Annotated in this window: 20 protein-coding genes; 10 read left to right on the top strand and 10 right to left on the bottom strand. The window is 68.4% G+C overall.

What is annotated here, in order from left to right:
* Nucleotides 1–42: 42 nt before the first annotated feature.
* From ACODTB_RS13635 to ACODTB_RS13605, 7 genes are all read right to left on the bottom strand, one after another.
* Nucleotides 43–507 (bottom strand): hypothetical protein, encoded by a 465-nt coding sequence (locus ACODTB_RS13635; RefSeq protein ID WP_291121748.1) that lies wholly within the window; start codon nucleotides 505–507, stop codon nucleotides 43–45.
* A gap of 63 nt (nucleotides 508–570) precedes the next feature.
* Nucleotides 571–2,532 (bottom strand): carboxypeptidase-like regulatory domain-containing protein, encoded by a 1,962-nt coding sequence (locus ACODTB_RS13630; RefSeq protein WP_291121747.1) that lies wholly within the window; start codon nucleotides 2,530–2,532, stop codon nucleotides 571–573.
* On the bottom strand, nucleotides 2,529–3,347 hold the full coding sequence (locus ACODTB_RS13625; RefSeq protein ID WP_291121746.1) for a fimbrial biogenesis chaperone: 819 nt from the start codon (nucleotides 3,345–3,347) through the stop codon (nucleotides 2,529–2,531). Before ACODTB_RS13625 ends, ACODTB_RS13630 begins: the two co-directional genes overlap by 4 nt.
* 7 nt (nucleotides 3,348–3,354) lie before the next feature.
* Nucleotides 3,355–3,816 carry a hypothetical protein gene (locus tag ACODTB_RS13620; protein WP_291121745.1) on the bottom strand — a complete coding sequence of 154 codons (462 nt, stop codon included), beginning with the start codon at nucleotides 3,814–3,816 and terminating at the stop codon, nucleotides 3,355–3,357.
* On the bottom strand, nucleotides 3,813–4,472 hold the full coding sequence (locus tag ACODTB_RS13615) for a hypothetical protein (RefSeq protein WP_291121744.1): 660 nt from the start codon (nucleotides 4,470–4,472) through the stop codon (nucleotides 3,813–3,815). The genes ACODTB_RS13620 and ACODTB_RS13615 overlap by 4 nt, the downstream gene beginning before the upstream one ends.
* Before the next feature lie 131 nt (nucleotides 4,473–4,603).
* Nucleotides 4,604–5,194 carry a hypothetical protein gene (locus ACODTB_RS13610; RefSeq protein ID WP_291121743.1) on the bottom strand — a complete coding sequence of 197 codons (591 nt, stop codon included), beginning with the start codon at nucleotides 5,192–5,194 and terminating at the stop codon, nucleotides 4,604–4,606.
* Nucleotides 5,195–5,401: 207 nt separating this feature from the next.
* Entirely contained in the window at nucleotides 5,402–5,905 is a 504-nt protein-coding gene (locus ACODTB_RS13605) for an Lrp/AsnC family transcriptional regulator (RefSeq protein WP_291121752.1), read from the bottom strand.
* A 182-nt stretch (nucleotides 5,906–6,087) separates the two neighbouring features.
* Here ACODTB_RS13605 and ACODTB_RS13600 point away from each other — a divergent pair, with 182 nt between their 5' ends.
* From ACODTB_RS13600 to ACODTB_RS13580, 5 genes are all read left to right on the top strand, one after another.
* On the top strand, nucleotides 6,088–9,687 hold the full coding sequence (locus ACODTB_RS13600; RefSeq protein ID WP_291121742.1) for an indolepyruvate ferredoxin oxidoreductase family protein: 3,600 nt from the start codon (nucleotides 6,088–6,090) through the stop codon (nucleotides 9,685–9,687).
* Nucleotides 9,688–9,806: 119 nt separating this feature from the next.
* Nucleotides 9,807–10,133 (top strand): preprotein translocase subunit YajC, encoded by a 327-nt coding sequence (gene yajC, locus ACODTB_RS13595; protein ID WP_291121741.1) that lies wholly within the window; start codon nucleotides 9,807–9,809, stop codon nucleotides 10,131–10,133.
* A gap of 93 nt (nucleotides 10,134–10,226) precedes the next feature.
* On the top strand, nucleotides 10,227–12,101 hold the full coding sequence (gene secD, locus ACODTB_RS13590) for a protein translocase subunit SecD (RefSeq protein ID WP_291121740.1): 1,875 nt from the start codon (nucleotides 10,227–10,229) through the stop codon (nucleotides 12,099–12,101).
* Nucleotides 12,102–12,116: 15 nt separating this feature from the next.
* On the top strand, nucleotides 12,117–13,070 hold the full coding sequence (gene secF, locus ACODTB_RS13585; RefSeq protein WP_291121739.1) for a protein translocase subunit SecF: 954 nt from the start codon (nucleotides 12,117–12,119) through the stop codon (nucleotides 13,068–13,070).
* An 83-nt stretch (nucleotides 13,071–13,153) separates the two neighbouring features.
* Nucleotides 13,154–15,547 (top strand): DUF1631 family protein, encoded by a 2,394-nt coding sequence (locus ACODTB_RS13580; protein ID WP_291121738.1) that lies wholly within the window; start codon nucleotides 13,154–13,156, stop codon nucleotides 15,545–15,547.
* Nucleotides 15,548–15,563: 16 nt separating this feature from the next.
* On the opposite strand, the gene dprA is transcribed toward ACODTB_RS13580, so the two are convergent.
* Both dprA and ACODTB_RS13570 read right to left on the bottom strand, forming a co-directional pair.
* Nucleotides 15,564–16,670, bottom strand: a complete 1,107-nt coding sequence (dprA, locus tag ACODTB_RS13575) for a DNA-processing protein DprA (protein WP_291121737.1) — start codon at nucleotides 16,668–16,670, stop codon at nucleotides 15,564–15,566.
* An 8-nt stretch (nucleotides 16,671–16,678) separates the two neighbouring features.
* Nucleotides 16,679–17,914: a LysM peptidoglycan-binding domain-containing protein gene (locus ACODTB_RS13570; protein ID WP_488929398.1), complete on the bottom strand. Its 1,236-nt coding sequence runs from the start codon at nucleotides 17,912–17,914 to the stop codon at nucleotides 16,679–16,681.
* A 221-nt stretch (nucleotides 17,915–18,135) separates the two neighbouring features.
* On the opposite strand from ACODTB_RS13570, the gene def reads away from it, so the two are divergent.
* Genes def through ACODTB_RS13545 form a run of 5 tightly spaced genes read left to right on the top strand, consistent with a single transcriptional unit; the run spans nucleotide 18,136 to nucleotide 21,260 of the window.
* The gene (gene def / locus ACODTB_RS13565) at nucleotides 18,136–18,657 is read left to right on the top strand and encodes a peptide deformylase (protein WP_291121735.1); all 522 of its coding nucleotides are present in this window, start codon (nucleotides 18,136–18,138) and stop codon (nucleotides 18,655–18,657) included.
* Nucleotides 18,654–19,169: a hypothetical protein gene (locus ACODTB_RS13560; RefSeq protein ID WP_291121734.1), complete on the top strand. Its 516-nt coding sequence runs from the start codon at nucleotides 18,654–18,656 to the stop codon at nucleotides 19,167–19,169. The genes def and ACODTB_RS13560 overlap by 4 nt, the downstream gene beginning before the upstream one ends.
* Nucleotides 19,170–19,208: 39 nt before the next feature.
* Nucleotides 19,209–20,189 carry a methionyl-tRNA formyltransferase gene (gene fmt / locus ACODTB_RS13555; protein ID WP_291121733.1) on the top strand — a complete coding sequence of 327 codons (981 nt, stop codon included), beginning with the start codon at nucleotides 19,209–19,211 and terminating at the stop codon, nucleotides 20,187–20,189.
* A complete protein-coding gene (locus ACODTB_RS13550) occupies nucleotides 20,189–20,932 on the top strand; it encodes an AzlC family ABC transporter permease (RefSeq protein WP_291121732.1) in 744 nt (247 codons plus the stop codon). Before fmt ends, ACODTB_RS13550 begins: the two co-directional genes overlap by 1 nt.
* Complete coding sequence (locus tag ACODTB_RS13545) at nucleotides 20,925–21,260, top strand: AzlD domain-containing protein (RefSeq protein WP_291121731.1); 336 nt, start codon at nucleotides 20,925–20,927, stop codon at nucleotides 21,258–21,260. The genes ACODTB_RS13550 and ACODTB_RS13545 overlap by 8 nt, the downstream gene beginning before the upstream one ends.
* Before the next feature lie 16 nt (nucleotides 21,261–21,276).
* On the opposite strand, the gene ACODTB_RS13540 is transcribed toward ACODTB_RS13545, so the two are convergent.
* A complete protein-coding gene (locus ACODTB_RS13540) occupies nucleotides 21,277–23,973 on the bottom strand; it encodes a sulfatase-like hydrolase/transferase (RefSeq protein ID WP_291121730.1) in 2,697 nt (898 codons plus the stop codon).
* Between the last annotated feature and the right edge of the window lie 87 nt (nucleotides 23,974–24,060).

The raw sequence follows: 24,060 nt of genomic DNA, 5'->3' as shown, positions 1-24,060 counted from the left end.
TCCCGAAACCCGTTTTCGTGGACCAGCGGCCACGACGAACGGTTAAATGGCCGAGATGTCGGTCTGCACCGGCCAGTGAAGCGCGCTGGCGCGGCTGTCGGTGGTGCCGAAGCGGTGCTGCAGCAGCACGGTGTATTGCCCCGGGCGGGTGCCACAGAGCCGGTAGCCGTCGGCCACCGGGCTGAGCTGGACGCCGCTTTGTGGGGCGGTCTGCAGCTCCCAGGTGCCGAGTTGGGGCGCGGCGCGGCGCAGCGAGACGCAGAAGCCCCGCTTCATGTTGGACATCACCACCAGGCGTTGTTCGGCGCTGGCCTCGCCGTCGGTGGTGTCGAGCAGCTGGGGGTGGCTGTTTTCCAGCACCCGCATGATGGGCGGGATGACGATGCGGAAGTCCAGCGAGGCGCCGGCCTGGCCCTGGTGCGCCAGCACGCTCTCGCCGATGCTGGTCGCGGGGACCAGCATCAGGGCACTGGCGGCCAGTGCGGAGAGGAGGCGGTGGGAGGGCATGTCCCACTATCGGCCCCCATTCCGGGAACTTGAATCCCAAGATAAGAAGGGGAGATCCCCCGCTTATTCGCTGCGCTGCACCGGAATGCTGATGGAGGCGCTTTCCCGCAGGCGCACGTCCACCTTGGCCTGGCCCTGGTCCACCACGTTCCAGGGCAGTGGCAGCGTCTCGCCGCGCACGCTCACGGTGCGCGGGCCGCCGGCCACGAAGGGGAATTCGAAACGGCCCTGGCTGTCGGTGCGCACGGCGTAGCGGTTGTCCAGGTAGACGGTGACGTTGGGCACGCCCTGTTCGCTGGCTTCCTGGGTCCCACTGCGGTTGGCGTCGAAGTACACGGTGCCGACGATGCGGCCTCCGCCGTCGCTGGCCCGGCCGCCCAGCGGCACGTTGCGGCTGCCGGCTTCGAGCTCGTAGCGCAGCACGGCGTAGAAGGAGCGGTCCGACTCGGGGATCACGATGGCCAGCGGCGGCGCCAGGGGGTCCAGCGAGGGGTTGAAGCGGCTGCGGCCGGTGGAGCGGTTGTAGTTGGCCTCCACGCTCCAGCGCGGGTCGATGCGCCAGTGGCCGCCCAGGTTGAGGCTGTGGCGCGACTGCCCGGTGTCGCTGTGTTCGGTGTTGAGGTTGCCGCGCAGGCTGGCCTTGTTCGTGATCGGCGCGGACACGCTGAGCGCGGCGCTCCAGAGCGACTCCCGGGGGCGGCCCTGGTAGGCGTCGTAGGCACCGGTGCCCAGGCTGGTGGAGACGGCCCAGCTCTGCGGCGCCAGCCATTCCTGGTCCCAGGTCAGCCAGCGCGAGTGGGCTTCGTTGTCGCTGTGCACGAACTCCAGGCGCAGGCCGCTGTTGCCCCAGCCGTTCTGGAAGCGCCAGTCGCCGTAGCTGCTCCAGGCATCGCCATCGAAACGGCGCACCGTGGTGCCGGCGCCCACGGTGTGGTCGCGGTTGAGGCGCCAGCGCGCCGAACCGGTGGCGAAGAAACCGCTGCCGCTGCGCCCGCTGATGGAGTCGAGCCAGTCCACCGAACCCTCGGCCGACCACTGGCGCGTGCGCCAGCTGGTGCGCGCATAGGCGCCCACGAGGTCGTTGGCCAGCGGCAGGTTGGCCCAGCTCAGGTCCTGCTCGAGCCGGTAGGCGCCCAGGCCGTGCCGGCGCGGGCCGTCGTCCCATTCGCCGTCGACCCAGAAGCCGCTGCGCGCGCCGTTCACGTTGTTGGCCTGGGTGCGCAGCACCTGGCCCTGGATGCGGTGCTCGGCGCCTTCGTGCCGCAGCGCCAGCAGCGTGGAGTTGGCATCGACGATGTCGCTGGCCTGCAGCGGCACGTCCAGGTTGGAGACCTTGCGCGCGTCCTCGTGCTGCAGGGCGAGCGTCCAGCCGTGCTGGGACAAGGGGTTCGCACCGTCCGCGTTGAGGCGCCACTGGCCGCCGAACGAGGTGCGCTGGCCCGGCAGCTTGCGAAAGCCGTTGGCCGGCAGGAAGTCCAGCCGGCCGGGTTCACCGGTGCTGGCCTGCAGCTGCAGACCCGCACCAGGGTTCTCCCACTCGGTGCTGATGCCCTGCACGATGGCCGAGGGCAGGTAGATGCGCGCGGGCAGGCGCAGGATGGCGGGCGTGGGCGGGTTGATCACGCCCAGTTCGTTGCTCATCAGCCAGCCGCCGGAGAGCGGCATCGCGCGCTGGCGCAGGGTCAGCGTGCCGCTGCTGTCGCTGGGCGCGTAGGTGCCGTCGATGGAGAGGGAGCCGTGGTTGGGCGTCTCCAGCAGGCCGTAGATGCCGTAGCCGATGCGGGTCTTGCGCGCCGCGTCGAAGGGTTGCGTGCCCAGGCGGGTCTCCAGGCGCAGAAAACGCGGCCAGCCCTGGCGGTCGTAGGCATAGGCCTCGGCGTCCTCCGCCGGTTCGGGCGGCAGGCCCTCGATCACCCGGTCTTCGTAGGTGGAGGCCGCGCTCTGCGCCCAGGCCGCCAGCCAGGGGGTGAATGCACCCAGGAGCGCCAGCAGGCAATGGGACGGGCGCGGCACCAGCCCCTTCATGGAGCGAAGCTCGCGTCCAGCGGCAGGCGGTTCTTGCCCCATTCGAGGTTGCCCTTGACCACCAGCGGAAAGCGCACCGTGGGCGTGGGTTTGCCGTTCTCGGCAACCGGCGTGATCGCGATGCGCCGCGTCTCGCCCGGCAGGATGGGCAGGTCGGCCGGTGCCATCTCGAAGCGCGCGCCGCTGGCGTCGGTGCCGTTGACGAAACCTTCGAGGCGACCATGGGCGTTGCCCAGGTTGCGCACCTCGACCACGGCGCTGGGCTGGCCATCCACCTGGGCCACGCGGGTGCCGGTGATCTCCAGCTTCGGGGCAGCGTCGCCGATGGTGGCGTACACGATCACGCCGATGCGGCCGCCCACGGGGAAATTGAGGTCGCCCTGCACGCGCGCGGGCTCCAGGCCCTCGATCATCAGCGCGAAGCGGCACTCGCGCGCCGGCGTGCCCGGCGGGGGCGTGATCTCGAAGCGGTAGCGGTAGCGCGCGCCGGGCTCGATCGTCAGCTCGCGCCGCTCGACCGCGACCCAGGGCCGGCAGCTGTCGGCGGCGAGCGCGTCGCTGAAGGCCACCGAGTTGTCGGGCAGGAAGGCCCAGTCGTTGGTGTAGATGCGGTAGTTGCCCTTCTGCTGCCCGACGTGCTGGATCTCCACCACCTGGCGCAGGCTCTGGCCGGGCGCGACCTGTACCTCGAAACGCGGGGGCGTGATGTAGGCCGCGAAGCCCTGCGCGAGCGCGCCGTGGGAGGCGCTGGCCAGAGCGAGGGCGCCCAGGGCGAGGGCGGGGCGGCGAAAGAGGCTCAGGAACGCAGGGTGCATGGCGGACTCAGTCGGCATCCAGTTCAAAATGGAAATTCAGTCGGCGGCTGTTCGACTGCCAGTCGGCGTTCGAGCGCAGTCGCACCTGAAACTGATCTTCCAGCGTGGGGGTGGTGATCGGGCCGGCATGCACCAGCGCGCGCTCGCCCGACACCAGCCGACCCGCCTGCAGGCGGCCCTGGGTGGTCCACACCGCTTCCACGGTGGAGGCCTCGTCGCGCGGCAGCACCATGTAGATGCGCCCGCTGCGCCCGATCCAGTCGCGCGTGTCGATGCGGATGTTGACGCGCAGCCTGGCTTCCATGCCGCCCGCGAAGGGCTGGCCCGATTTCAGGGGCAGCCATTGCATCTGCACGTTGGGTGGCACCGTGTGGCTCAGCGAGTCGTCCAGGCGGTGCGGGTTGGCCCAGGCGGTGGTGGCCAGCAGGCCGCACAGGGTCGCCAGGGCAAAGCGACGGAAAGCCGTCATGGGCTGCTCAGGGTGTAGGTCACCCGGCCGTTGTAGGTGCCGGCTGCCCGCACCGCGTTGTTGGCGTAGACGTAAGAGTGGCAGTTCTCGAAATACGTGTTGCCCGGGACCGTCGCCAGCGTCTGCGTGCCGCCGTTGAAGGTGCCGGCCGGGATCACGTTGGGCGCGCCGCTGCCCGGGGCCGACACGGTCCAGCTGATCTCGCTGAAGGGAATGGTGTCGCCGCCCGCGTTGGTCAGGCTGGTGGGCGAGGAGACGGTGAGTGTGGCGTTGGCCGAGCCGCTGTTGCGGCGGTAGCCGGCGCCCACCATGACCTGGCTGGCGGGCGTGGGGCAGGTGGTGTAGCCGTCGGCGTACAGGCTGGTGGACTGCGTGCTGTCGCTGGTCATGGCCAGGTCCGTGCCATTGCCCAGCTGCGCCGCCGGCACCGTGACCTGCACCAGGTTGACGGGCCCGCTGGTGCCGGCCGTGCCATTCAAGGTGCCGCTGGTGCCGCTCATGGCGCCGTTGCCCACGTGCAGGAACAGGCGGCGGCTGCCGGAGGTGATCGTCAGCGACCAGGCGTGCGCGGCGGCCATTTCCGCCAGACACAGCAAAGCCAGGCCGGTGGCCGCCGCGAGGCGGGCCTGGCTGGATCGGGTTGTCGTGCGCTTCATGGTGTCTGGCTGACCGTGGCTGTCCGAAAAAGCTTGGCGCCTGAAATGGCGACGGAGGGTTGCACGGGGCAAACCCTCCGGGAGGCCGATGGCGGCGGTGGGACCGCCCTCTCAAGGTCTGCTGCGCAGACTCAGGGCATGGAGGCGGTGTAGGTCACGCGGCCGTTGGTCGTGCCGTAGGTGCCCGGTGCCACCACGGCCGAGTTGGCGTAGCTGAAGGTCCAGTTGGCCGTGCGGTCGGTGATCTTGGTGCCCGAAGACAGCGTGACGTTGGAGGCCGCGCCCGCGCCGGTGTTCGGAATCGCCGGGCTGGGCAGCGCGGCCAGGTTGCTGGTGGCCGAGATTTCGGACCAGGGAATGGTGTCGGCCGTGCCGTTGGTCAGCGCGCCGGTGGTGGACGCGGCCAGGGTGACCTGGCCGTTGTTGCCCACCACGCGGACCGGCACCACGTTGCCGGTGACCGCGCCGGCGGTCGCACCCGTGCCGACGGCGGCCGGGTTGCTGGTGTAGTCGAAGGTCACGGTGTCGATCGTGGTGTTGGTCGCGAAGGCGCCGGCACCGGTGCCCACGGCCAGGAACAGCACCCGGGGAATCGTCACGCGGAAGTCCAGGCGGGCCACGGCGCTGCCCGCGCCGGTGACGAGCTGGGATTCGGCCGAAGCCATCAGCGGGGTGGCCAGGGCCAGCGCCAGGGCAGATTGGAGCAACAGGGCTTTTTTCACGACGTTTCCTTCAGGACGGTGCAGAAGTGGGGTCTGAGCACTTTTAGGTACGCGGCCCACGGGTGGGTGATGGGCGGATGTTACGGAAAGTCACTTCGCGGATCAATATGTGGCCGAGGAAAAATTTCACACTTTTCAAGCACTTACGGCGGATTTGTTAACCAACGGTAAAAAAACGAAGACGAGCGGTGGAGAAAGTGCTCAAGTTCACGCCGCTTTTGCCGTGTTCGTACTTCTGGTTGCCAGGTGCTGCAACGGAAGTGCACTGCCGGACTTCACCTCGCCCAGGGAAAAACTCGTGTGCAGGTCTTTCACATTGGGCAGGTTGAGCAGGACCTCGCGGGCAAACTGGCTGAAGTGGTTCAGGTCGCGGCTGACCACCTGCAGCTCGAAGGTGCCGGAGCCGCTGATGTAGTGGCAGGAGACCACCTCGGGGATGCCGCGGATGGCGTTTTCCAGGTTGCGCGTGACGTCGCCGCTGTTGCGGTCGGCGTCCAGGCGCACGAAGGCCAGCACGCCCAGGCCGATCTTTTCACGGTCGATCTCGGCGCGGTAGCCGCGGATGAAGCCCGATTCCTCGAGCGCCCGCACGCGCCGCCAGCACGGCGCGGCCGACAGGCCCACCCGTTGCGCCAGCTCGGCGTTGGTGAGACGGCCGTCGCTTTGCAGTTCTTGCAGGATGGCGAGGTCAAACTTGTCGAGTGTTTCCATGATGGCCTGTTTTGGGAATGAATCTTTCCAGATCATCGTGAAAACAGGCATGAAACGCAAACACCTATCGCGCGCTGGGGCATACACTGTGCGCCACACTGGAGGCGAGCATCTACCCGTTGCAAGCCCCGTTCACGACCCGCCCACGAAGCAGGCCCCACATCCCCCACGGAGACAAGCCGATGAACGCCCCCCTGCCCGACCACATCCGCCGTGCGCTCGAGACGGTCACCCTCGACGACAAGTACGCCCTCGATCACGGTCGCGCCTTCATGAGCGGCGTGCAGGCGCTGGTGAAGCTGCCCATGCTGCAGCGCCAGCGAGACGCCTTGCTGGGCAAGAACACCGCGGGCTTCATCAGCGGCTACCGGGGTTCGCCGCTGGGGGGCTACGACCAGGCCCTGCAGAAGGCGGCGCCGTACCTGAAGGCGCAGAACATCGTGTTCCAGCCCGGGGTGAACGAGGAGCTGGCGGCCACCGCGCTCTGGGGCACCCAGCAGCTGGGCTTCGCGCCAGCGGGCAGCAACCGCTTCGACGGCGTGTTCGGCATCTGGTACGGCAAGGGCCCGGGCGTGGATCGCTGCTCCGACGTCTTCAAGCACGCCAACATGGCGGGTACCACGCCCTGGGGCGGCGTGATCGCCGTGGCCGGCGACGACCACGTGGCCAAGAGCTCCACCGCCGCGCACCAGAGCGACCACATCTTCAAGGCCTGCGGCCTGCCGGTGTTCTTCCCGACCTCGGTGCAGGACATCCTGGACCTGGGTCTGCATGCCCTGGCCATGAGCCGCTTCAGCGGCGTGTGGGCCGGCATGAAGACGATCCAGGAGATCGTCGAATCCAGCGCCACGGCCGAAATCGATCCCGGGCGCGTGAACATCGTGATTCCCGAGTTCGAGATGCCCCCCGGCGGCCTGCACATCCGCTGGCCCGACCACGCGCTCGACCAGGAAGCCCGCCTGTTCGACTACAAGTGGTACGCCGCGCTGGCCTATGTGCGCGCCAACAAGCTCAACCACAACGTGATCGCCGGGCCGAACGACCGTTTCGGCCTGATCGCCAGCGGCAAGGCCTACAACGACACGCGCCAGGCCCTGCTGGACCTGGGGCTGGACGACGAGACCTGCCGCCGCATCGGCCTGCGCCTGCACAAGGTGTCGGTGGTCTGGCCGCTGGAGGCGCAGACCACGCGCGAGTTCGCCACCGGCCTGCGCGAGATCCTGGTGGTGGAAGAGAAGCGCCAGGTCATCGAGTACCAGCTCAAGGAAGAGCTCTACAACTGGCGCCCTGACGTGCGCCCGAACGTGCTGGGCAAGTTCGACGAGGTCGAGGGCGATTTCAGCGGCGGCGAATGGAGCATGCCCAACCCCAGCGCGCGCACCCTGCTGCGCGCCAACGCCGACCTGTCGCCGGCCATCATCGCGCGCGCCGTGGCCAGGCGCCTCAAGAAGATCGGCGGCGTCCCTGAGGACGTGATGGCGCGCATCGATGCCCAGCTCGCCATCCTGACGGCGCAGGAGCAGTCGATGCAGACCCTGCTCACGCAGGGCGTGGCCGGCGCCGAGCGCCAGCCCTGGTTCTGCTCGGGCTGCCCGCACAACACCAGCACGCGCGTGCCCGAAGGCTCGCGCGCCATGGCCGGCATCGGCTGCCACTTCATGACGATCTGGATGGACCGTGCCACCGTGGGCTTCACCCAGATGGGCGGCGAAGGCGTGCCCTGGGTCGGCCAGCAGCCGTTCAGCCACGACCAGCACATGTTCGCCAACCTGGGCGACGGCACCTACTTCCACAGCGGCCTGCTGGCGGTGCGCCAGAGCATCGCGGCCGGTGTGAACATCACCTACAAGATCCTCTACAACGACGCCGTGGCCATGACCGGCGGCCAGCAGGTGGGCGAGCGGCCCGAAGGCCACAGCGTGGTCCAGATCGCGCAGAGCATGCGCGCCGAAGGCGCGGTGAAGATCACCATCGTCACCGACGAACCCGAGAAGTACGACAGTGTGAAGGGCCTGCCGGAGGGCATCGCGATCCAGCACCGCGACACGCTCGATGCCGTGCAGCGCGAGTTCCGCGAGATCAAGGGAACCACGGTCATCATCTACGACCAGACCTGCGCCACCGAGAAGCGCCGCCGCCGCAAGCGCGGCACCATGGTCGACCCGGACAAGCGCGTGGTGATCAACGAGCTGGTGTGCGAAGGCTGCGGCGACTGCGGCGTGCAGTCCAACTGCCTGTCCGTCGAGCCGCTGGAGACCGAATTCGGCCGCAAGCGCACCATCAACCAGAGCACCTGCAACAAGGACTATTCCTGCGTGAAGGGCTTCTGCCCGAGCTTCGTCACCGTCGAAGGCGGCCAGTTGCGCAAGAAGGAAAAGGGCGGGGCCAAGCTCGAATGGACCGGCGGCGCGTTGCCGTTGCCCGTGCTGCCCACCCTGGACGCTGAGGCCTGGGGCATCATCGTCGCCGGCGTGGGCGGCACGGGTGTCATCACCATCGGCCAACTGCTGGGTGTTGCCGCGCACCTGGAAGGCAAGGGCATCGTCACGCAGGACGCGGCGGGTCTGGCACAGAAGGGCGGCGCGACCTGGAGCCATGTGCTCATCGGCGCACGGCAGGACGACATCCGCACCACCCGCGTGTCGGCCGCGTCGGCCGACCTGATCCTGGGCTGTGACCCGATCGTCAGCGCCAACAAGGAAACCTGGGCCCGCCTGCGCGCCGGCCGCACGCACGTGGCGCTCAACGTGAACGCCACGCCCACCGCGGCCTTCGTCAAGAACCCCGACTGGCAGAACCCGGCGCAGGCCTGCGTGGACGCGCTGGTGCACAGCCTGGGGGCCGATGCGGTGGGCACGTTCGACGCCGAGACGGCGGCCACGCGCCTGATGGGCGACAGCCTGTACACCAACCCCATGATGCTGGGCTACGCCTGGCAGAAGGGCTGGCTGCCGCTGGAACTGGCTTCGCTGATGCGCGCCATCGAACTCAACGCGGTGCAGATCGACAAGAACAAGGCGGCCTTCGAATGGGGCCGCCGCGCCGCGCACGACCTGCAGGCCGTGGCCGCGCTCTGGCAAAAGGCCGGGGCGGGCGAGCAGGTGATCCAGTTCAAGAAGCGCGACTCGCTCGACGACCTGATCGCCCGCCGCGTCGACTTCCTCACCGGCTACCAGAACGCCGGCTACGCCGACCAGTACCGGCACTTCGTGAACCGCGTTCGCGCGTCGGAAGCCTCGCTGGGCAAGACCACGTTGACCGAAGCCGTGGCGCGCAACCTGTTCAAGCTCATGGCCTACAAGGACGAGTACGAGGTCGCCCGCCTGCACAGCGACCCGGCCTTCCACGCCCGCCTGGCCAGCCAGTTCGAAGGCGACTACAAGCTCAAGGTGCACCTGGCCCCACCGCTGATCGCCAAAAAGAATGAGCGGGGCGAGCTGGTCAAGCGGCCGTTCGGCCCCTTCATGTTCAAGGTGTTCAAGCTGCTGGCGCGTTTCAAGGGCCTGCGTGGCACCTCGCTGGACGTCTTCGGCCGCACCGAAGAGCGCCGCACCGAGCGGGCTCTGATCGGGCAGTACCGGTCCGATGTCGATGCGCTGCTGAGCGGCCTGACCAGCACGAACCACGCCCTGGCGGTGGAGATCGCGCGCCTTCCCGAGCAGATCAAGGGCTTTGGCCATGTGAAGGAGCGCCACCTTGCCGCCGCGCGCAGCCGCCGGGAGGGCCTGCTGCAGCAATGGCGCCAGCCCGAAGCGGCGCCCAACCTGGCCCGCGCCGCCTGATCCGCGGAACCACCCCGGCATACAATCGCCGGTTGAGTCCGGAGTGCCCGGCGTCGCCTCATCCAGGCGGCCCCGGGCCTTTGGCGTTGTCCTGACCCCGAACCTGTTGGAGACCTCCCGTGTTCATTTCCTCCGCTTACGCCCAAGCCGCAGCCGCTGGCGACACCCAATCCACCCTGCTGGGCATGCTGCCCCTGGTGCTGATGTTCGTGGTGCTGTACTTCGTGATGATCCGCCCCCAGATGAAGCGCCAGAAAGAGCACAAGGCCATGGTCTCGGCCCTGGCCAAGGGCGATGAAGTCGTCACCGCCGGCGGTTTCCTGGGCAAGGTGTCCAAGATCGGCGAGATTTATGTCGGCGTGGAACTTGCCGACGGCATGGAAGTCCAGATGCAACGCACCGCCGTCGTGCAGGTGCTGCCCAAGGGCACGATCAAGAGCGTCTGAGCAAGCCGGCCCGGCGCCGCTGTGCCGGACCGGGCCCTTGAAATGCGCTTTCGCTTCCGCTGAACAACTCCAGGCCTCAGGCCCGGCTTCACCATGAACCGTTACCCGCTGTGGAAGTACGCGATCATCCTGGTCGCCCTGCTGATCAGTGCGCTATATGCGCTGCCCAACCTGTTCGGGGAGTCGCCCGCCGTGCAGGTCTCGGCGGCCCGGTCCACGGTGCGCATCGAGCCCAGCACGGTCATTCGGGTGGAGCAGGCGCTGGCGGCGCAGAACGTGCAGAGCACGCGCATCCAGCTCGATGCCAATTCGGTCAAGGCCCGCTTCGACAGCACCGACGACCAGCTCAAGGCGCGCGATGCCCTGGAGAAAGCGCTCAACCCCGACCCGGCCGATGCCAGCTATGTGGTGGCCCTCAACCTGCTGCCCCGCACACCGGCGTGGCTCGCTTCCCTGGGCGCCTCGCCCATGTACCTGGGCTTGGACCTGCGCGGGGGCGTGCACTTCATGCTGCAGGTGGACATGCAGGCCGCCCTGCAGCGGCGCGCCGACGTGCTCGCCACCGACCTGCGCACCCTGCTGCGCGAAAAGGGCCTGCGGCACGGCGGCATCAACCGCAGCGGCCAGACCATCGAGCTGCGCGCCGGTGACGCCCAGACCCTGGGCGCGGCACGCGACCTGATCCGCACCCAGTTCGCCGACCTGCAGGTCACCGAGACGGCCGATTTCCGGCTGGTGGGCACCATCAGTCCCGAAGCCGCGCGGCGCGTGCAGGAGCAGGCGCTCAAGCAGAACATCACCACGCTGCACAACCGGATCAACGAGCTCGGCGTGGCCGAACCGGTGATCCAGCAGCAGGGCGCCGACCGCATCGTCGTGCAACTGCCGGGTGTGCAGGACACGGCCAAGGCCAAGGACATCCTGGGCCGCACCGCCACGCTGGAAGTGCGCATGGTGGACGAGAGCATGGAAGCCCAGGCGGCCGCGCGCGGCACCGGGCCGGTGCCGTTCGGTGCCGAGCGCTATCCGGAGCGCGGCGGCCAGTCGGTGGTCGTCAAGCGCGAGGTGCTGCTGACTGGCGAGAACCTCACCGATGCCCAGGCCGGCTTCGACAGCCAGACGCAGGAAGCGGCCGTGCACCTCACGCTGGACGCGAAGGGCGCGCGCGTGTTCCGCGACGTCACGCGCGAGAACGTCGGCAAGCGCATGGCCATCATCCTGTTCGAGAAGGGGCGCGGCGAGGTCGTCACCGCGCCCGTGATCCGCGGCGAAATCGGCGGTGGCCGGGTCCAGATCTCGGGCGCCATGACCACGGTGGAAGCCAACGACACCGCGCTGCTGCTGCGCGCCGGCTCGCTGGCCGCGCCGATGGAAATCATCGAAGAGCGCACCATCGGCCCGAGCCTCGGTGCCGAGAACATCACCAAGGGTTTCCACAGCGTGCTGTGGGGCTTCATCGCGATCGTGGTGTTCATGTGCATCTACTACGCCCTGTTCGGCGTGTTCTCCAGCATCGCGCTGGGCTTCAACGTGCTGCTGCTGGTGTCCCTGCTGTCCATGCTGCAGGCCACCCTGACCTTGCCCGGCATCGCCGCCATGGCACTGGCCCTGGGCATGGCGATCGACTCCAACGTGCTGATCAACGAGCGCGTGCGCGAGGAACTGCGCCGGGGTGCGTCGCCGCAGATGGCCATCAACGCGGGCTACGACCACGCGTGGTCCACCATCCTGGACTCCAACGTCACCTCGCTGATCGCGGGCATTGCGCTGCTGATCTTCGGCTCCGGCCCGGTGCGCGGCTTTGCCGTCGTGCACTGCCTGGGCATCCTCACCAGCATGTTCTCGTCGGTGTTCTTCTCGCGCGGTGTGGTCAACCTCTGGTACGGCCGTCAGAAGAAGCTCAAGACCGTTTCCATCGGGACCGTCTGGCGTCCCGACGCCCAGAACGCCACGGCCAAGGCCGACTGATCAGGACCTCACGCCATGGAATTCTTCCGCATCCGCCGCGACATCCCGTTCATGAAGAACGCGTTGTTGCTCAACGCGATCTCCTTCCTCACTTTCATCGCCGCCGTCTTCTTCCTGACCACGCGCGGCCTGCACCTGTCGGTCGAGTTCACGGGCGGCACCGTCATGGAGGTGGCCTACGAACAGCCGGCCGACCTCACCTCGGTGCGCAAGGTCATCGAATCGCTGGGTTACGCCGATGTGCCGGTGCAGAACTTCGGCACCTCGCGCGACGTGCTGCTGCGCCTGCCGGTGCAGGCGGGCAAGACCTCCAGCCAGCAGAGCGAGATCGTGCTTGCAGCCCTCAAGGCGCAGAACCCCGCCGTGGAACTGCGCCGCACCGAGTTCGTTGGCCCGCAGGTGGGCCAGGAACTGGTGACCAACGGCCTGCTGGCGCTGGGGTTGGTGATCGTGGGCATCATGATCTACCTCGCGTTCCGTTTCGAATGGAAGTACGCGGTCTCGGCCATCGTGGCCAACCTGCACGACGTGGTCATCATCCTGGGCTTCTTCGCCTTCTTCCAGTGGGAGTTCTCGCTGGCCGTGCTGGCGGCGGTGCTCGCGGTGCTGGGCTATTCGGTCAACGAGTCGGTGGTGATCTTCGACCGCATCCGCGAGACATTCCGGCGCCAGCGCAAGATGAACACGCAGCAGGTGATCGACCACGCGATCACCTCCACCATCAGCCGCACCATCATCACCCACGGGTCCACGCAGGCCATGGTGCTGTCCATGCTGGTGTTCGGCGGCCCCACGCTGTTCTATTTCGCCCTGGCCCTGACCATCGGCATCTGCTTCGGCATCTACTCGTCGGTGTTCGTGGGAGCTGCCATGGCGATGTGGCTGGGCATCAAGCGCGAAGACCTGGTCAAGACCAGCAGCAAAACCGAAGGCGATCCGGACGACCCGAACGCCGGTGCTGTCGTTTAAGCGCGAAAGCGCGCGCCTTATACAGCGCGCCCCGCGCTCCTGACGCCTGAGGATGAATCCAATCGTGTCATACTGCACACATTGTGTCGCCGCCCGATCAGCACGTTTCATCCCTGGCCAAACAGGCACGTGAACTCTTCGTGGTTCATGTGGGACGGGCGCTTCCCGAATGGGTCAAGGTCTGTGACACGCGGCTGACCTCGATCCTCGATCAGGCCGGCTCGGCGCGCGACATGCAGGCCCGTCGCGACGCATGGACCGGGTTCCAGAAAAACCAGACCACCTGGCTCAACCAGAGCCGCAAGGCGCTGCAGCGTTCGCTGCTGCCGCGCTTCTCCAACTCCGGCAGTCCCACCAGTGTCTCGGGCCAGCTGGAGCTGGTGGCCGAAGGCGCGATCGACGACCAGATCCTGGCCTCGCGCCTGGCCATGCAGGTGCTCGACAAGTCGTCCACCGAACTCAACGAATTGCGCCTGCGCATCCAGCACCTGGAAGGCCGGCTGGAGCTGCCTCGGGGCGACGTGCTGTTGCCCGACGTCACCGCGCGCATCCTTGTGGACCAGTGGCTGGACGCTCACATGACGCGGGAGGCCTGGGTGCTGGTGCAGGACGCGCTGGCGCCGGTCATGGCCACCAAGCTGCATGAGGCCTACAAGGCCGCGAACGAGTTTCTGGTGGCCAGCGGGGTGATGAAGGAAATCGACCTGCAGGCCCTGGTCAAGCGGGTGCCGGGCAGCCGCAGCGAAGGTCCGGTGGTGCGCCGCGACGCGTCGGCGGCGGCCACCGCGCCGCGCCCGATGACGGCGGGACAGCGGATGGCCGGCGGACCGGCGTCCATGCCCGCCTCCGCACCTGGTGGGGTGTCCGGCATGGGGCCGGGGTCGAACTTCGGCGCCGGCCGTGCGGGCGCGCCATCGTCCGGCATGGGTGTGCACGATGAAACCCGGCTCATGACGGGCACGTCCCCGTTGGCCCGTGCGCGCATGCGCGCGCAGGGCGTGGTCGGGCGCCTCAAGCGCATGCTGATCGACCGCGTCGGAGGCGATTTCGAGGCCACACAGCTGTTGCCGCCCTCGCCCCGTCTGCAGCAGGCGATCCAGCATCAGGTGGCGTCGCCCAGCGTGGCCGCGGGTCTCTACGTGTCCGGCTCCTCGGGCGTGGGCGCGGTGTATGTGGACGCCTCGCAAGTGGAGCGCGTCGCCACCTCCTTGCGCCAGCGCACCGCCGAACTCAAGCAGGCCGCGAGCACGCCGACCGAAAAGGCCACCATCGAGGTCGTGGCGCTGATGTTCCAGAGCATCCTGGCCGAAGAGCGCATTCCGCCGAGCGTACGGGTCTGGTTCGCGCGACTGCAGATCCCGGTGCTGCGCGTGGCGTTGGCCGAACCCGAGTTCTTCAGCGCCCTGCAGCACCCGGCGCGCCGCCTGATCGACCGCATGGGCTCCTGTGTGATGGGCTTCGAGTCCAACGTCGGCTCGGCCGCGCTGGAGGCCGAGATCAAGCGCGTGGTGCAGGTGATCGAGCAGTATCCCGAAACCGGGCGGCGCGTGTTTCAGCTGGTGTTCGACGAGTTCCAGAAATTCCTCTCCACCTACCTCAGCGAGCAAGGCAGCGCCAGCCGCTTCGTGAGCGTCGCGCAGCAGGTGGAGCAGAAGGAAACCTTGTCGGTGCAGTACACGATCGAGTTGCGCAAGTTGCTGGACGACGTGCCGGTGCGCGACGAGGTGCGCGATTTCCTGTTCAAGGTGTGGGTCGATGTGCTGGCCGTGGCCAGCGTGAAGTACGGCCTGAAGCACGAAGAGACGACCTCGCTCAAGCAGGTCGCGTCCGACCTGCTGTGGGCGGCCAGCGCCAAGCCCAACCGCAACGACCGCGCCCGCGTGATCCAGCAACTGCCCGGCCTGCTGCAGCGCCTGCGCCATGGCATGGGGCTTCTTGGTTTCCCGACCTCGCTGCAGGACCAGCACATCAAGTCGGTGAGCGACACGCTGGCCGATGCCTTCATGTCGCGCACCGAACCCATCTCGCAGGAAAGCCTGGACAACCTGTCCGACCGGCTGGCCAACCTGGAAGATTACCTGCCGGCCAACGGTGTGGGCGACCTGGACCTGGACACCGAGAGCATCGAGATGATCACCGGCGTGGACGCCAGCAACATCGAGGTGATCAACCAGGGCGGCAGCCAGCCCAACGAGGCGATGCGCTCCTGGGCGGTGGAGCTGCAGATCGGTTCGTGGTTCGGCCTGGACCACAACGGCAAGCTCAACAGCGTGCAACTGGCCTGGCGCAGCGAGCGTGGCCAGCTCTACCTGTTCGTGACCAACGGTGGGCGCTGTTTCCTGATCCAGGCGATGCGTGTGGCGTCCTACCTGCAGGCTGGCCTGCTGGTGCCCAGTGAGGAAGAGGCCCTCACGGTGCGCGCCACGCGCGACGCGATGGCCAAGCTCGAAGCCAACCCCGAGCGCCTGCTCAACTGAGCGGGTCTGCCGGGGCTCAGCCCTGGCCCTGCCGTTGCAGCAGCCCGCCCGGCAAGCGGGCCACCTCTCCTGAAAGTTCCAGTTCGAGCAGGCGCGCCTGCAGGTGGGCCGTGTCCAGGCCGGTGCGGGCCTGCAAGGCGTCCAGACTCACCGGATCGTGGCCCATGGCCCGCAACAGGCTGTCTTCCCTGGCGCCGTGGCCGCTGCCCGGCCCGGCGCTGTCGTCCGGCAGCACCGGTTCGACGAAGCGCAGGTCTTCCAGGATGTCCTGCGCCGACTCGACCAGCTTGGCGCCCTGGCGGATCAGCGCGTGGCAGCCGCGCGATTGCGGTGCATGGATCGAGCCCGGGATCGCAAACACCTCGCGACCCTGTTCCGCCGCCAGCCGCGCGGTGATCAGCGAGCCGGACTGCACGGCCGCTTCCACCACCAGCGTGCCTTGCGACAGGCCCGCGATGATGCGGTTGCGTTGCGGGAAATGGGCCGGCAGCGGAGGTGTGCCCAACGGGTACTCGCTGACGATGGCGCCCTGCGCCCCGATGCGGTGGGCCAAGGCCAGGTGGCGCTTGGGATAGACGCGGTCCAGCCCAGTGCCCACCACGGCCACCGTGGGCGCGCCACCCAGCATCGCGCCATCGTGCGCGGCGCCATCCACGCCCAGGGCCAGACCCGAGACCACGCAGACCCCGGCCTGCCCGAGTGCTTGCGCAAACTGGCGGGCGTTGGCTTCGCCTTGAGGCGTGGGGTTGCGGCTGCCCACGATGGCCAGCCGCCGGGGATGGTGCAGGGCCTGCACGTCGCCCAGCACGTACAACAGCACCGGTGGATCGGCCATCTGCAGCAGATCGGACGGGTAGAGCGGATCGCCCAGGGTCAGGATGTGGCGGTCCGCGGCGTCGGCCAGCCACGCCTGCGTGCGATCCACCTGCGCCTCGAGATCTTCGGGGGCTTGTTCCAGCGCGTTCGCCACGCGGGCACCGACGACCGCCTGCCAGGCCGAGGCCGGTTGGGCGAAGACCGCTTCGGGCAGGCCAAAGGCCGCGAGCAGTTTTCGCGCGGAGTCGAGGCCCACGCCTGGCGTGAGCAGCAACCGCAACCAGGCGGCCAGCTCGGGTCGGGGCATCGCGCCGATCAGGGGTTGACGAAGCGGTCGCCGACCTTCACGCCGTCGGTGATCTGCAGCACCAGCGCGTAGGACACCCTGTCGAAGGTGCGGAAGACCATCATCAGGCCGTTGCGCTCACCGGGCAGGCGCAGTTGCGGACGGGTCTGGTCGGTGGTGTCGGTGATCAGGCTGCTTTCGCGCTGCAGCGCCAGCACATGGCCGCGCTCGATGCCGTGCACGCGCCCGCGGTTGATGGTGACCACCTGGTTCTGGGCCGCATAGCGCACCGCGTTGCCATACACCGAGACGATCTGGCCGCTTTGTGGCGTGTCGGGCGCGCGCGGCACGAAGTGGGTGAGTTCGCGTTCCGGTTCGGGCAACAGCCGGTCGCCGATGCGCATCTCTTCCTTGGCCGCGACGATGTCGATGGAGGCCGGCACGATCTCGGCCGGTGCCTTGCCGTCGGTGGTCGGGCGCTGGGTCTCGCTGCTCACCAATTGGGCCTTGCCAAGATACTGGGCTTCGTAGCCCAGGATTTCGCTCGTGGTGGGATCGCGCAGGGGGGTGGCGTTGCGGAACACGCGGTAGTCGATCGACTTGCCGTCCACGACCCGCAGCGGTTCGTTCTGCGGGCCGTCGCCGTACAGGGCGCGCGCATAGGCGCGGTCGCCCCGGGTGAGCAGCACGCGGTTTTCCTGCGTGGCCACGATGCGCGGTGCGCGCGCGAAGGTGGCTTCGTCCACGATCATGGGTTCGGTCAGGAACGATTCGATGGCCTGCAGCGACACCGGCGGTACTGCCGAGTCACCGAGGCTTTCGTAGCGGGTGCGGGGCGACACGCGAACGGTGGCCGGGTCGCCGTTGCCCGCGGGGCGTGTGCTGAGGATGGCGCGGTCGCCGGACTTGATCAGGTACAGCACCTGGCCGGGGTAGATGCGGTGCGGGTTCTGGATGTCCTGGCGGTTCATGCCCCAGAGCTCGGGCCAGCGCCACGGCGTCTTGAGGAACACGCCGGAGATGGCCCACAGGGTGTCGCCGCGCTTGATGGTGTAGCTGTCGGGCGCATTGGGCGCGAGTTCGGACAGCGGCACGCCGTTCTGTGCCACCTGGTCGGCGGTGGCGCGTTGGCCGGGGGTGATCGGGAAGTTCTGCGCCAAGGCGCTGCCGGTGATCGAGGTGGCCAGCACGGCGGCGGCACAGACCAGCGAACGTCGCGGGTGCAAGAAGAAAAATTCGGCGGACTGGCGGGTTTGCAATGGCATGAAGTGGCCCCTGAGCGGCGATCGCGTCTTGACAAGTCGCTTTTGATTTTGCGCCCAAGCCATTGATTGGGCAACGTATATGGCGGAGGGATTTCACGCGCCGTCGCAAAAGTGGCGAAAATAGCGACATCGTCTTCCGCCTGTCACCGGCTTGCCGCCAGCCGTCGCCCCGCGACAATGGAGGCCCCTGCCTGGACCTGTCCCGAACCCACCCGATTTTCATGAATTCGCCGTCGCTTCTGCCCATCCTGCGTTACCCCGATCCGCGCCTGCACACCGTGGCCCAGCCGGTCAAGGCGGTGGACGATCGCATCCGCTCGCTGATCGAGCGCATGTTCGAGACCATGTACGACGCCAATGGCATTGGCCTGGCGGCCACGCAGGTGGATGTGCACGAGCGCCTGATCGTGATCGACGTGAGCGAGACGCGCGACGAGCGCCTGGTGCTGATCAACCCCGAGATCGAATGGGCCAGCCCGGAGAAGCGCAAGGGCGAAGAGGGTTGCCTGTCGGTGCCCGGCATCTACGACGGCGTGGAGCGGTCGATCGCCGTGCGGGTGCGTGCGCTCGACGGCAACGGTGTGGAGCGCACGATCGATGCCCAGGGCATGCTGGCGGTGTGCATCCAGCACGAGATGGACCACTTGCTCGGGAAGGTCTTTGTGGAATACCTCTCGCCGCTCAAGCGCGATCGCATCAAATCCAAACTGGTCAAGGCTCAACGAGAGGCATTGCGCGCATGAACATCTCTCTGGCTTTTTCGCTGCGTGGCCTGGTCGTGGTGAGCGCGCTGGCACTGGCGGGCTGCTCACTGATGCCCGAACAGGTGGCGACGGGCACGCCGCGCACCGAGATCGAAACCCGGCTGGGCCGGCCGACGCTGGTTCACACGCTGCCCGCAGGCACGCGCCTGCAGTACTCGGGGCAGCCCTCGGGCCCCTGGGTGCACAACCTCGATCTCGGACCCGATGGCCGCCTGCTGCGGTACGAGCAGGTGATGGACGCGGGCTGGCTGCTGCGGCACATCGAGATCGGCCGCTGGACGCGCGAGGACGTGCTGCGCGGCATGGGGCGCCCGGCCATGGTGGAGCGCGTGGCGCGTTTCGATGGCGAGGTCTGGAGTTACCGCTTTCTGGAGGCCACGCGGCCGCGCCTGGTGCATGTGCACCTGGATCCCTCGGGTGTGGTGCGGCAGCTGATGTTCTCCGACGACCAGGTGCTCGGCGATCCCGTCGACGCGGTCTCCCATCCCTGAGGCCGCGCGGCATCGCGCCATCGGTCCCTTTCCTTTTTCATGAACCTCATTTTTGCCGGCACGCCGGAATTCGCGCGTGTGGCGCTCGAGCGTTTGCTCGCCGCCGGCTTTCGCGTGCCACTGGTGCTGACCCAGCCCGATCGGCCGGCCGGGCGCGGCATGAAACTGCAGCCCTCGCCCGTCAAGCAACTCGCGCTGGAACAACAGATCATCGTGGCGCAGCCGCGCAGCCTGCGGCTGGACGGCAAGTACCCCGACGATGCGCGGGCGGCGCGTGACGCCATCGAGGCCGCGCAGGCGGATGCCATGGTGGTGGCCGCGTACGGGCTCATCCTTCCCCAGTGGGTGCTGGACACGCCGCGCCTGGGCTGCCTGAACATCCACGCCTCGCTGCTGCCCCGCTGGCGTGGCGCGGCGCCGATCCACCGCGCCATCGAGGCGGGCGACGCGCAGACCGGCGTGACCATCATGCAGATGGACGCCGGCCTGGACACCGGCGACATGCTGTTGATCGAGCGCCTGCCCATCCAGGCCCACGACACCACCGGCAGCCTGCACGACCGGCTGGCCACGCTGGGCGGGCGCCTGATCGTGGAGGCACTGGAGATCGCCGCCTGCGGTGGCCTGAGGGCCGAGAAACAGCCTGCCGAGGGCGTGACCTATGCGCACAAGATCGAAAAGGCCGAGGCCGCGATCGACTGGACCGCGCCGGCCGAGACATTGGCGCGCCGGGTCCGCGCGTTCAACCCCTTCCCGGGGGCGGCGACGGCGCTGGCGGGCGAGGCCATCAAGGTGTGGTCCGCGCACGCCGAGGCCGCAGCGGTGCAGGGCACGCCCGGCCAGGTGCTGGCGGCGGAGGGGAGTGGCATCCGCGTGGTCACCGGCAGCGGTGTGCTGGTGCTCACCGAGCTGCAACGCGCGGGCGGCAAGCGCCTCGCGGCGGCGGAATTCCTGCGCGGTTTTGCGCTCGCACCCGGTCAGGTGCTGGACGCCGCGCCCTCGCCGAAAGAGGCGCCCTGATGTTCCACCGCCGCGAGTACCGCGACCGCCCCGAGTACTGGGATGGCGTGCGCGACCAGGTCTCGGTGGCCATGGGCATCGGTGCCTGGGGCCTGATGACCGGTGTGGCCATGGTGCAGTCCGGCCTGTCGGCACTGGAGGCCGTGCTCATGACGCTGATCGTCTACGCCGGCAGCGCACAACTCGCCGCCGTGCCCATGATCGCCGCGGGCGCGCCGCTGTGGGTGATCCTGGCGGCGGCTTTCTGCGTGAACCTGCGCTTCGTCGTGTTCTCTGCGCACCTGCGGCCCTACCTGATGCACCTGCCGCGCTGGGAGCGCCTGATCAAGGGTTACATCACCGGCGACCTGAGCTACGTGTTCTTCGCGCGCCGCTACCCGCACCCGGGCAGCAACGAGGAAGAGCTGGCTCAGCAGCAGGCCTACCTCATGGGCAACTGCGCGGTGAACTACGTGGCCTGGATGGGCGCGAGCCTGGCCGGCATCGCCCTGGCCAACGCGATTCCCGTGGCTTGGGGCCTGGGCTTCGCCGGCATCCTTGCGCTGTTGGGCGTGCTGTGCTCGCTGGCGTCATCGAAGCTGCGCTTCGTCTCGGCTGGCGTGGCCGGCGCGGCGGCGGTCGCGGCCTGGGCGCTGCCGCTCAAGCTCAACATCCTGGTGGCGATCGCGAGCGCGGTGGCGATCTGCCTGGTGCTGGAAAAATTCAGGCCGCAGGTGCCAGGATCGGGGGCGCACCATGTTTGACCTCGACCCCTGGACCCTGCTCACCATCGTCGCGCTGGGCTGCATCACCGTGATCACGCGCGGCTTCTTCTTCATCTCCAGCAAGCCCTGGAGCCTGCCGCACTGGGCCCAGCGCGGCCTGCAGTACGCGCCCATCGCGGCGCTGGCGGCGGTGATCGTTCCCGAGATCGTGATGAACCAGGGCGCGCTCATCACCACCTGGAAGGACGCGCGCCTGTTCGCCGCGGCCGCCGGCATGGCCTGGTTCTTCTGGAAGCGTGGCGTGCTCGGCACCATCGTCTGCGGCATGGCGGTCTACCTGCCGCTGCGCCTGGGCCTGGGCTGGTGAGGTCTGGCGCCGTTGTTCAACGGTGCCATTGTTTCTGGTAGGCCCACTGCGCGTAGCGCGCATGCGCCTGCGCCTTTTCCACCAGCGCCGGGTGGCGCTCGTCGCTGTCCTTCAGCTGGCCATCCAGGTAGCTCATGAGCCGGGGTGGGCTGTCGGGCTGCAGCACCGACACGTTGGAGCCTTCCATGTAGGCCTGGATCTTGTCGAACTGCAGGATGGCGCGGCCGGGCCGGGCGCGCTGTGCCGGGTCGCTCAGGTCGCGGCCGGTCAGCGGAACCTCGCCACTCAGGCCCATCATGGAGATCAGCGTGGGAGCCAGGTCGATCTGGCTGGCCACGGTGCGGATGCGCTCGGGTGAGCGGACCGCGCCGCCCAGGATCAGGCCCGGGATGTGGAAGCGCTCGATCGGGATGAGCGAGGGACCGTACACGCGCGAGTTGTGGTCGGCCACCACGAGGAAGAGGGTGTTGTCCCAGTAGGCGGAGTGCTTCGCCTGGTCGAAGAAGCGCCCCAGGGCGTGGTCGGCATACTTCACCGCGTTGTTCACGGTGTTCTTCGGCTGCTCGTGCAGCTCGAAGCCCCCGTCCGGGAATTCGAAGGGCGCGTGGTTGGACGAGCTGAACACCAGGGCGAAGAAGGGTTTGTCGGCGGGCTGCTGGCTGAAGCGCTGGTGGGCCACATCGAACAGGTCGCCATCGGACGCGCCCCAGGTGGCGATGAAAGCACTGGCGGGCATGTCCTTCTGCTCCACCACGTGGTCGAAGCCATTGCCCATGAAGTAGCTGCGCATGTTGTCGAAGTGCGATTCGCCGCCGTAGAAGAAGGTGGACTCGTAGCCCCTGGGCTTCAGGAAGCTGGCCAGCGTGAAGAAGTCGCGCTGCGATTTCGCCAGCTTCACCGTGCTCACCGCCGAGGTCGGCGGAAAGCCCGCCACCACCGCCTCGATGCCGCGCACCGACCGTGTGCCGGTGGCGTAGAGCTGGTCGAACCAGATGCCCTGATCGCCCAGCCGGTCCAGGTTCGGCGTGAGCGGCAAGCCCCCCAGGCGGCCGACGAACTCGGCGCCCAGGCTCTCTTCGAGCACGATCACCAGGTTCAGCGGCCGCGCGCGCGGGTGCTGGCTGGTCAGCGTGTGGCGCAGGGGCGAAGCGGGGTCGGTGAAGGCGCCGGGCGGCAGCCCGGTTTCTCGCCGCACGATGTCGATCACGCGCTCCAGCGGCATCTCGGCGTAGGTGATACCGCCTTCTTCGGCCTTGCGCGACTGGTAGATCGCGTACGTCACGGTGTAGAGCGAACTCAGGGGCAACTCGTTGACCAGGTGGTCGGTGGTCACGGCCGCCGTGGCGGGGTTGGCTGGGCGGTGCCCCAGCGCGCCGCGCGCGCAGAGCGCGAGCGCCACGAACAGCAGCACCGACAGCAGCCCGGCCTGCCAGACCCGCAAGGTTGCGGGTGGGTGCGGCGCGGGGCGGGTCAGCCGGACATAGGCCCAGCCGATGGTGGGCAGCAGCACCGCCGTGGTCAGCAGGTGCGCCCAATAGTCCTTGATCAGCGTGCCGCCCACTTCCTTCGCGTAGCCCAGGTATTCCACGAAGAGGTAATTGGGCCGGCTGTCGTACTGCAGCACGAAGGCCGGGGTGGCCAGCTCCATGAAGACCACCAGCAGCAGGGCGATGCCACCGTACACGCGCAGGAAGACACCCCACGCGCGCTGGCTGCGCCGGTGGGTGGCCATCCAGGGCGTGAGCGTGGCGGGCAACACCCAGGCCAGGCCCATCAGCACCGCGTCAAAGCGCAAGCCTTCCCACCACACCAATGGCGCCGCCTGGGCCTGGGCGATGCGGTCGGCCTGCCACCAGGCCAGCCCGGCGCGCGACAGCCACAGCACCGCCAGCATGCAGGCCATGGGCATGAGCAGGGGGCGCAGCACGGCGAGGAGGTGGGTCGGGCGGGGCCGGCGAGGCGGATGATCGACCTCCCCCACGGCCGGCGCAGGCCGTGCGCTCTTCGACGGGGTCAGCCACGGCTGGGCCAGCCGCCAGCCTGCCCACGACACGGCGGCGGAAATCAGCAGCGTCCACAGCGTGTGGCTGGGAAAATGCGCACCGCGCAGGGTTTGCACCGCACCCGCCACCCCGCCCACGAACAGCACGGCGGCCAGCCAGCGCAGGCCGGTCGCGCGTTGGCGATGGGGCGTGCCTGGCGGCGCGTCCAGCCAGGGCAGGCACAGGCCGATGAACGCGAAACCGCTGGACGCGTGGCCGCCCGGGAAACAACGCCCCGGGCCGCCGTCGACCACGCCCCAGGCCCAGTGCGAAACCCAGTGGGCCGGTCCGCCGAAAGCCTGCAGGTCCCAGGGACAACTGGTCAGGCTGGTGTTCTTCACCAGGTTGACCGCCAGCAGCGACAGCGTGGCCAGCGCCACCACGGTCCAGCGTTCGCGCCGGGGCATCTGCAGCCCGGGCCAGCAGGCCCAGGCGCAGAGCAGCAGCCAGCCACCCGTCATGGCCTGCCGCAGGCCGTCGTGCAGCACCCGCGAGAGCCACCAGCTGTCCTGCAGCGCAAAGCCGCGCGGCGTGCCGATGGCGTGCATCACCGCCATGTCCAGGCCGCCCAGGTCCCAGAGCAGGGTGAGGGTGAACAGGCCGAGCAGCCAGGTGGCGGGAGACGATCGGAAGGGGCCGGTGACCCAGCGGGGGCGAGACAGTGCGTGCATGGTGCGGCACTGTGGGAGCCCCAGGTTAAATGCGCCTTAAGGCGGTGCTAAGGCGCGAACCCATAATGGGTGGGTTCAGCCTCAACG

The sequence above is a fragment of the Hydrogenophaga sp. FG152 genome (genome assembly GCF_057809615.1).
Note: the sequence above shows the minus strand (reverse complement) of the source record. Positions and strands in the feature narration are given on the sequence as shown.

Bases quoted from the DNA above. Each gene is read 5' to 3' on its own strand.
- ACODTB_RS13630 (WP_291121747.1), bottom strand. From the start codon at position 2,532: ATGAAGGGGCTGGTGCCGCGCCCGTCCCATTGCCTGCTGGCGCTCCTG.
- ACODTB_RS13570 (WP_488929398.1), bottom strand. From the start codon at position 17,914: ATGCCATTGCAAACCCGCCAGTCCGCCGAATTTTTCTTCTTGCACCCG.
- dprA (WP_291121737.1), bottom strand. From the start codon at position 16,670: ATGCCCCGACCCGAGCTGGCCGCCTGGTTGCGGTTGCTGCTCACGCCA.
- ACODTB_RS13550 (WP_291121732.1), top strand. From the start codon at position 20,189: ATGTTCCACCGCCGCGAGTACCGCGACCGCCCCGAGTACTGGGATGGC.
- ACODTB_RS13600 (WP_291121742.1), top strand. From the start codon at position 6,088: ATGAACGCCCCCCTGCCCGACCACATCCGCCGTGCGCTCGAGACGGTC.
- ACODTB_RS13625 (WP_291121746.1), bottom strand. From the start codon at position 3,347: ATGCACCCTGCGTTCCTGAGCCTCTTTCGCCGCCCCGCCCTCGCCCTG.
- ACODTB_RS13540 (WP_291121730.1), bottom strand. From the start codon at position 23,973: ATGCACGCACTGTCTCGCCCCCGCTGGGTCACCGGCCCCTTCCGATCG.
- fmt (WP_291121733.1), top strand. From the start codon at position 19,209: ATGAACCTCATTTTTGCCGGCACGCCGGAATTCGCGCGTGTGGCGCTC.
- ACODTB_RS13605 (WP_291121752.1), bottom strand. From the start codon at position 5,905: ATGGAAACACTCGACAAGTTTGACCTCGCCATCCTGCAAGAACTGCAA.
- ACODTB_RS13635 (WP_291121748.1), bottom strand. From the start codon at position 507: ATGCCCTCCCACCGCCTCCTCTCCGCACTGGCCGCCAGTGCCCTGATG.
- ACODTB_RS13615 (WP_291121744.1), bottom strand. From the start codon at position 4,472: ATGAAGCGCACGACAACCCGATCCAGCCAGGCCCGCCTCGCGGCGGCC.
- ACODTB_RS13620 (WP_291121745.1), bottom strand. From the start codon at position 3,816: ATGACGGCTTTCCGTCGCTTTGCCCTGGCGACCCTGTGCGGCCTGCTG.
- secF (WP_291121739.1), top strand. From the start codon at position 12,117: ATGGAATTCTTCCGCATCCGCCGCGACATCCCGTTCATGAAGAACGCG.
- ACODTB_RS13560 (WP_291121734.1), top strand. From the start codon at position 18,654: ATGAACATCTCTCTGGCTTTTTCGCTGCGTGGCCTGGTCGTGGTGAGC.
- ACODTB_RS13545 (WP_291121731.1), top strand. From the start codon at position 20,925: ATGTTTGACCTCGACCCCTGGACCCTGCTCACCATCGTCGCGCTGGGC.
- def (WP_291121735.1), top strand. From the start codon at position 18,136: ATGAATTCGCCGTCGCTTCTGCCCATCCTGCGTTACCCCGATCCGCGC.
- secD (WP_291121740.1), top strand. From the start codon at position 10,227: ATGAACCGTTACCCGCTGTGGAAGTACGCGATCATCCTGGTCGCCCTG.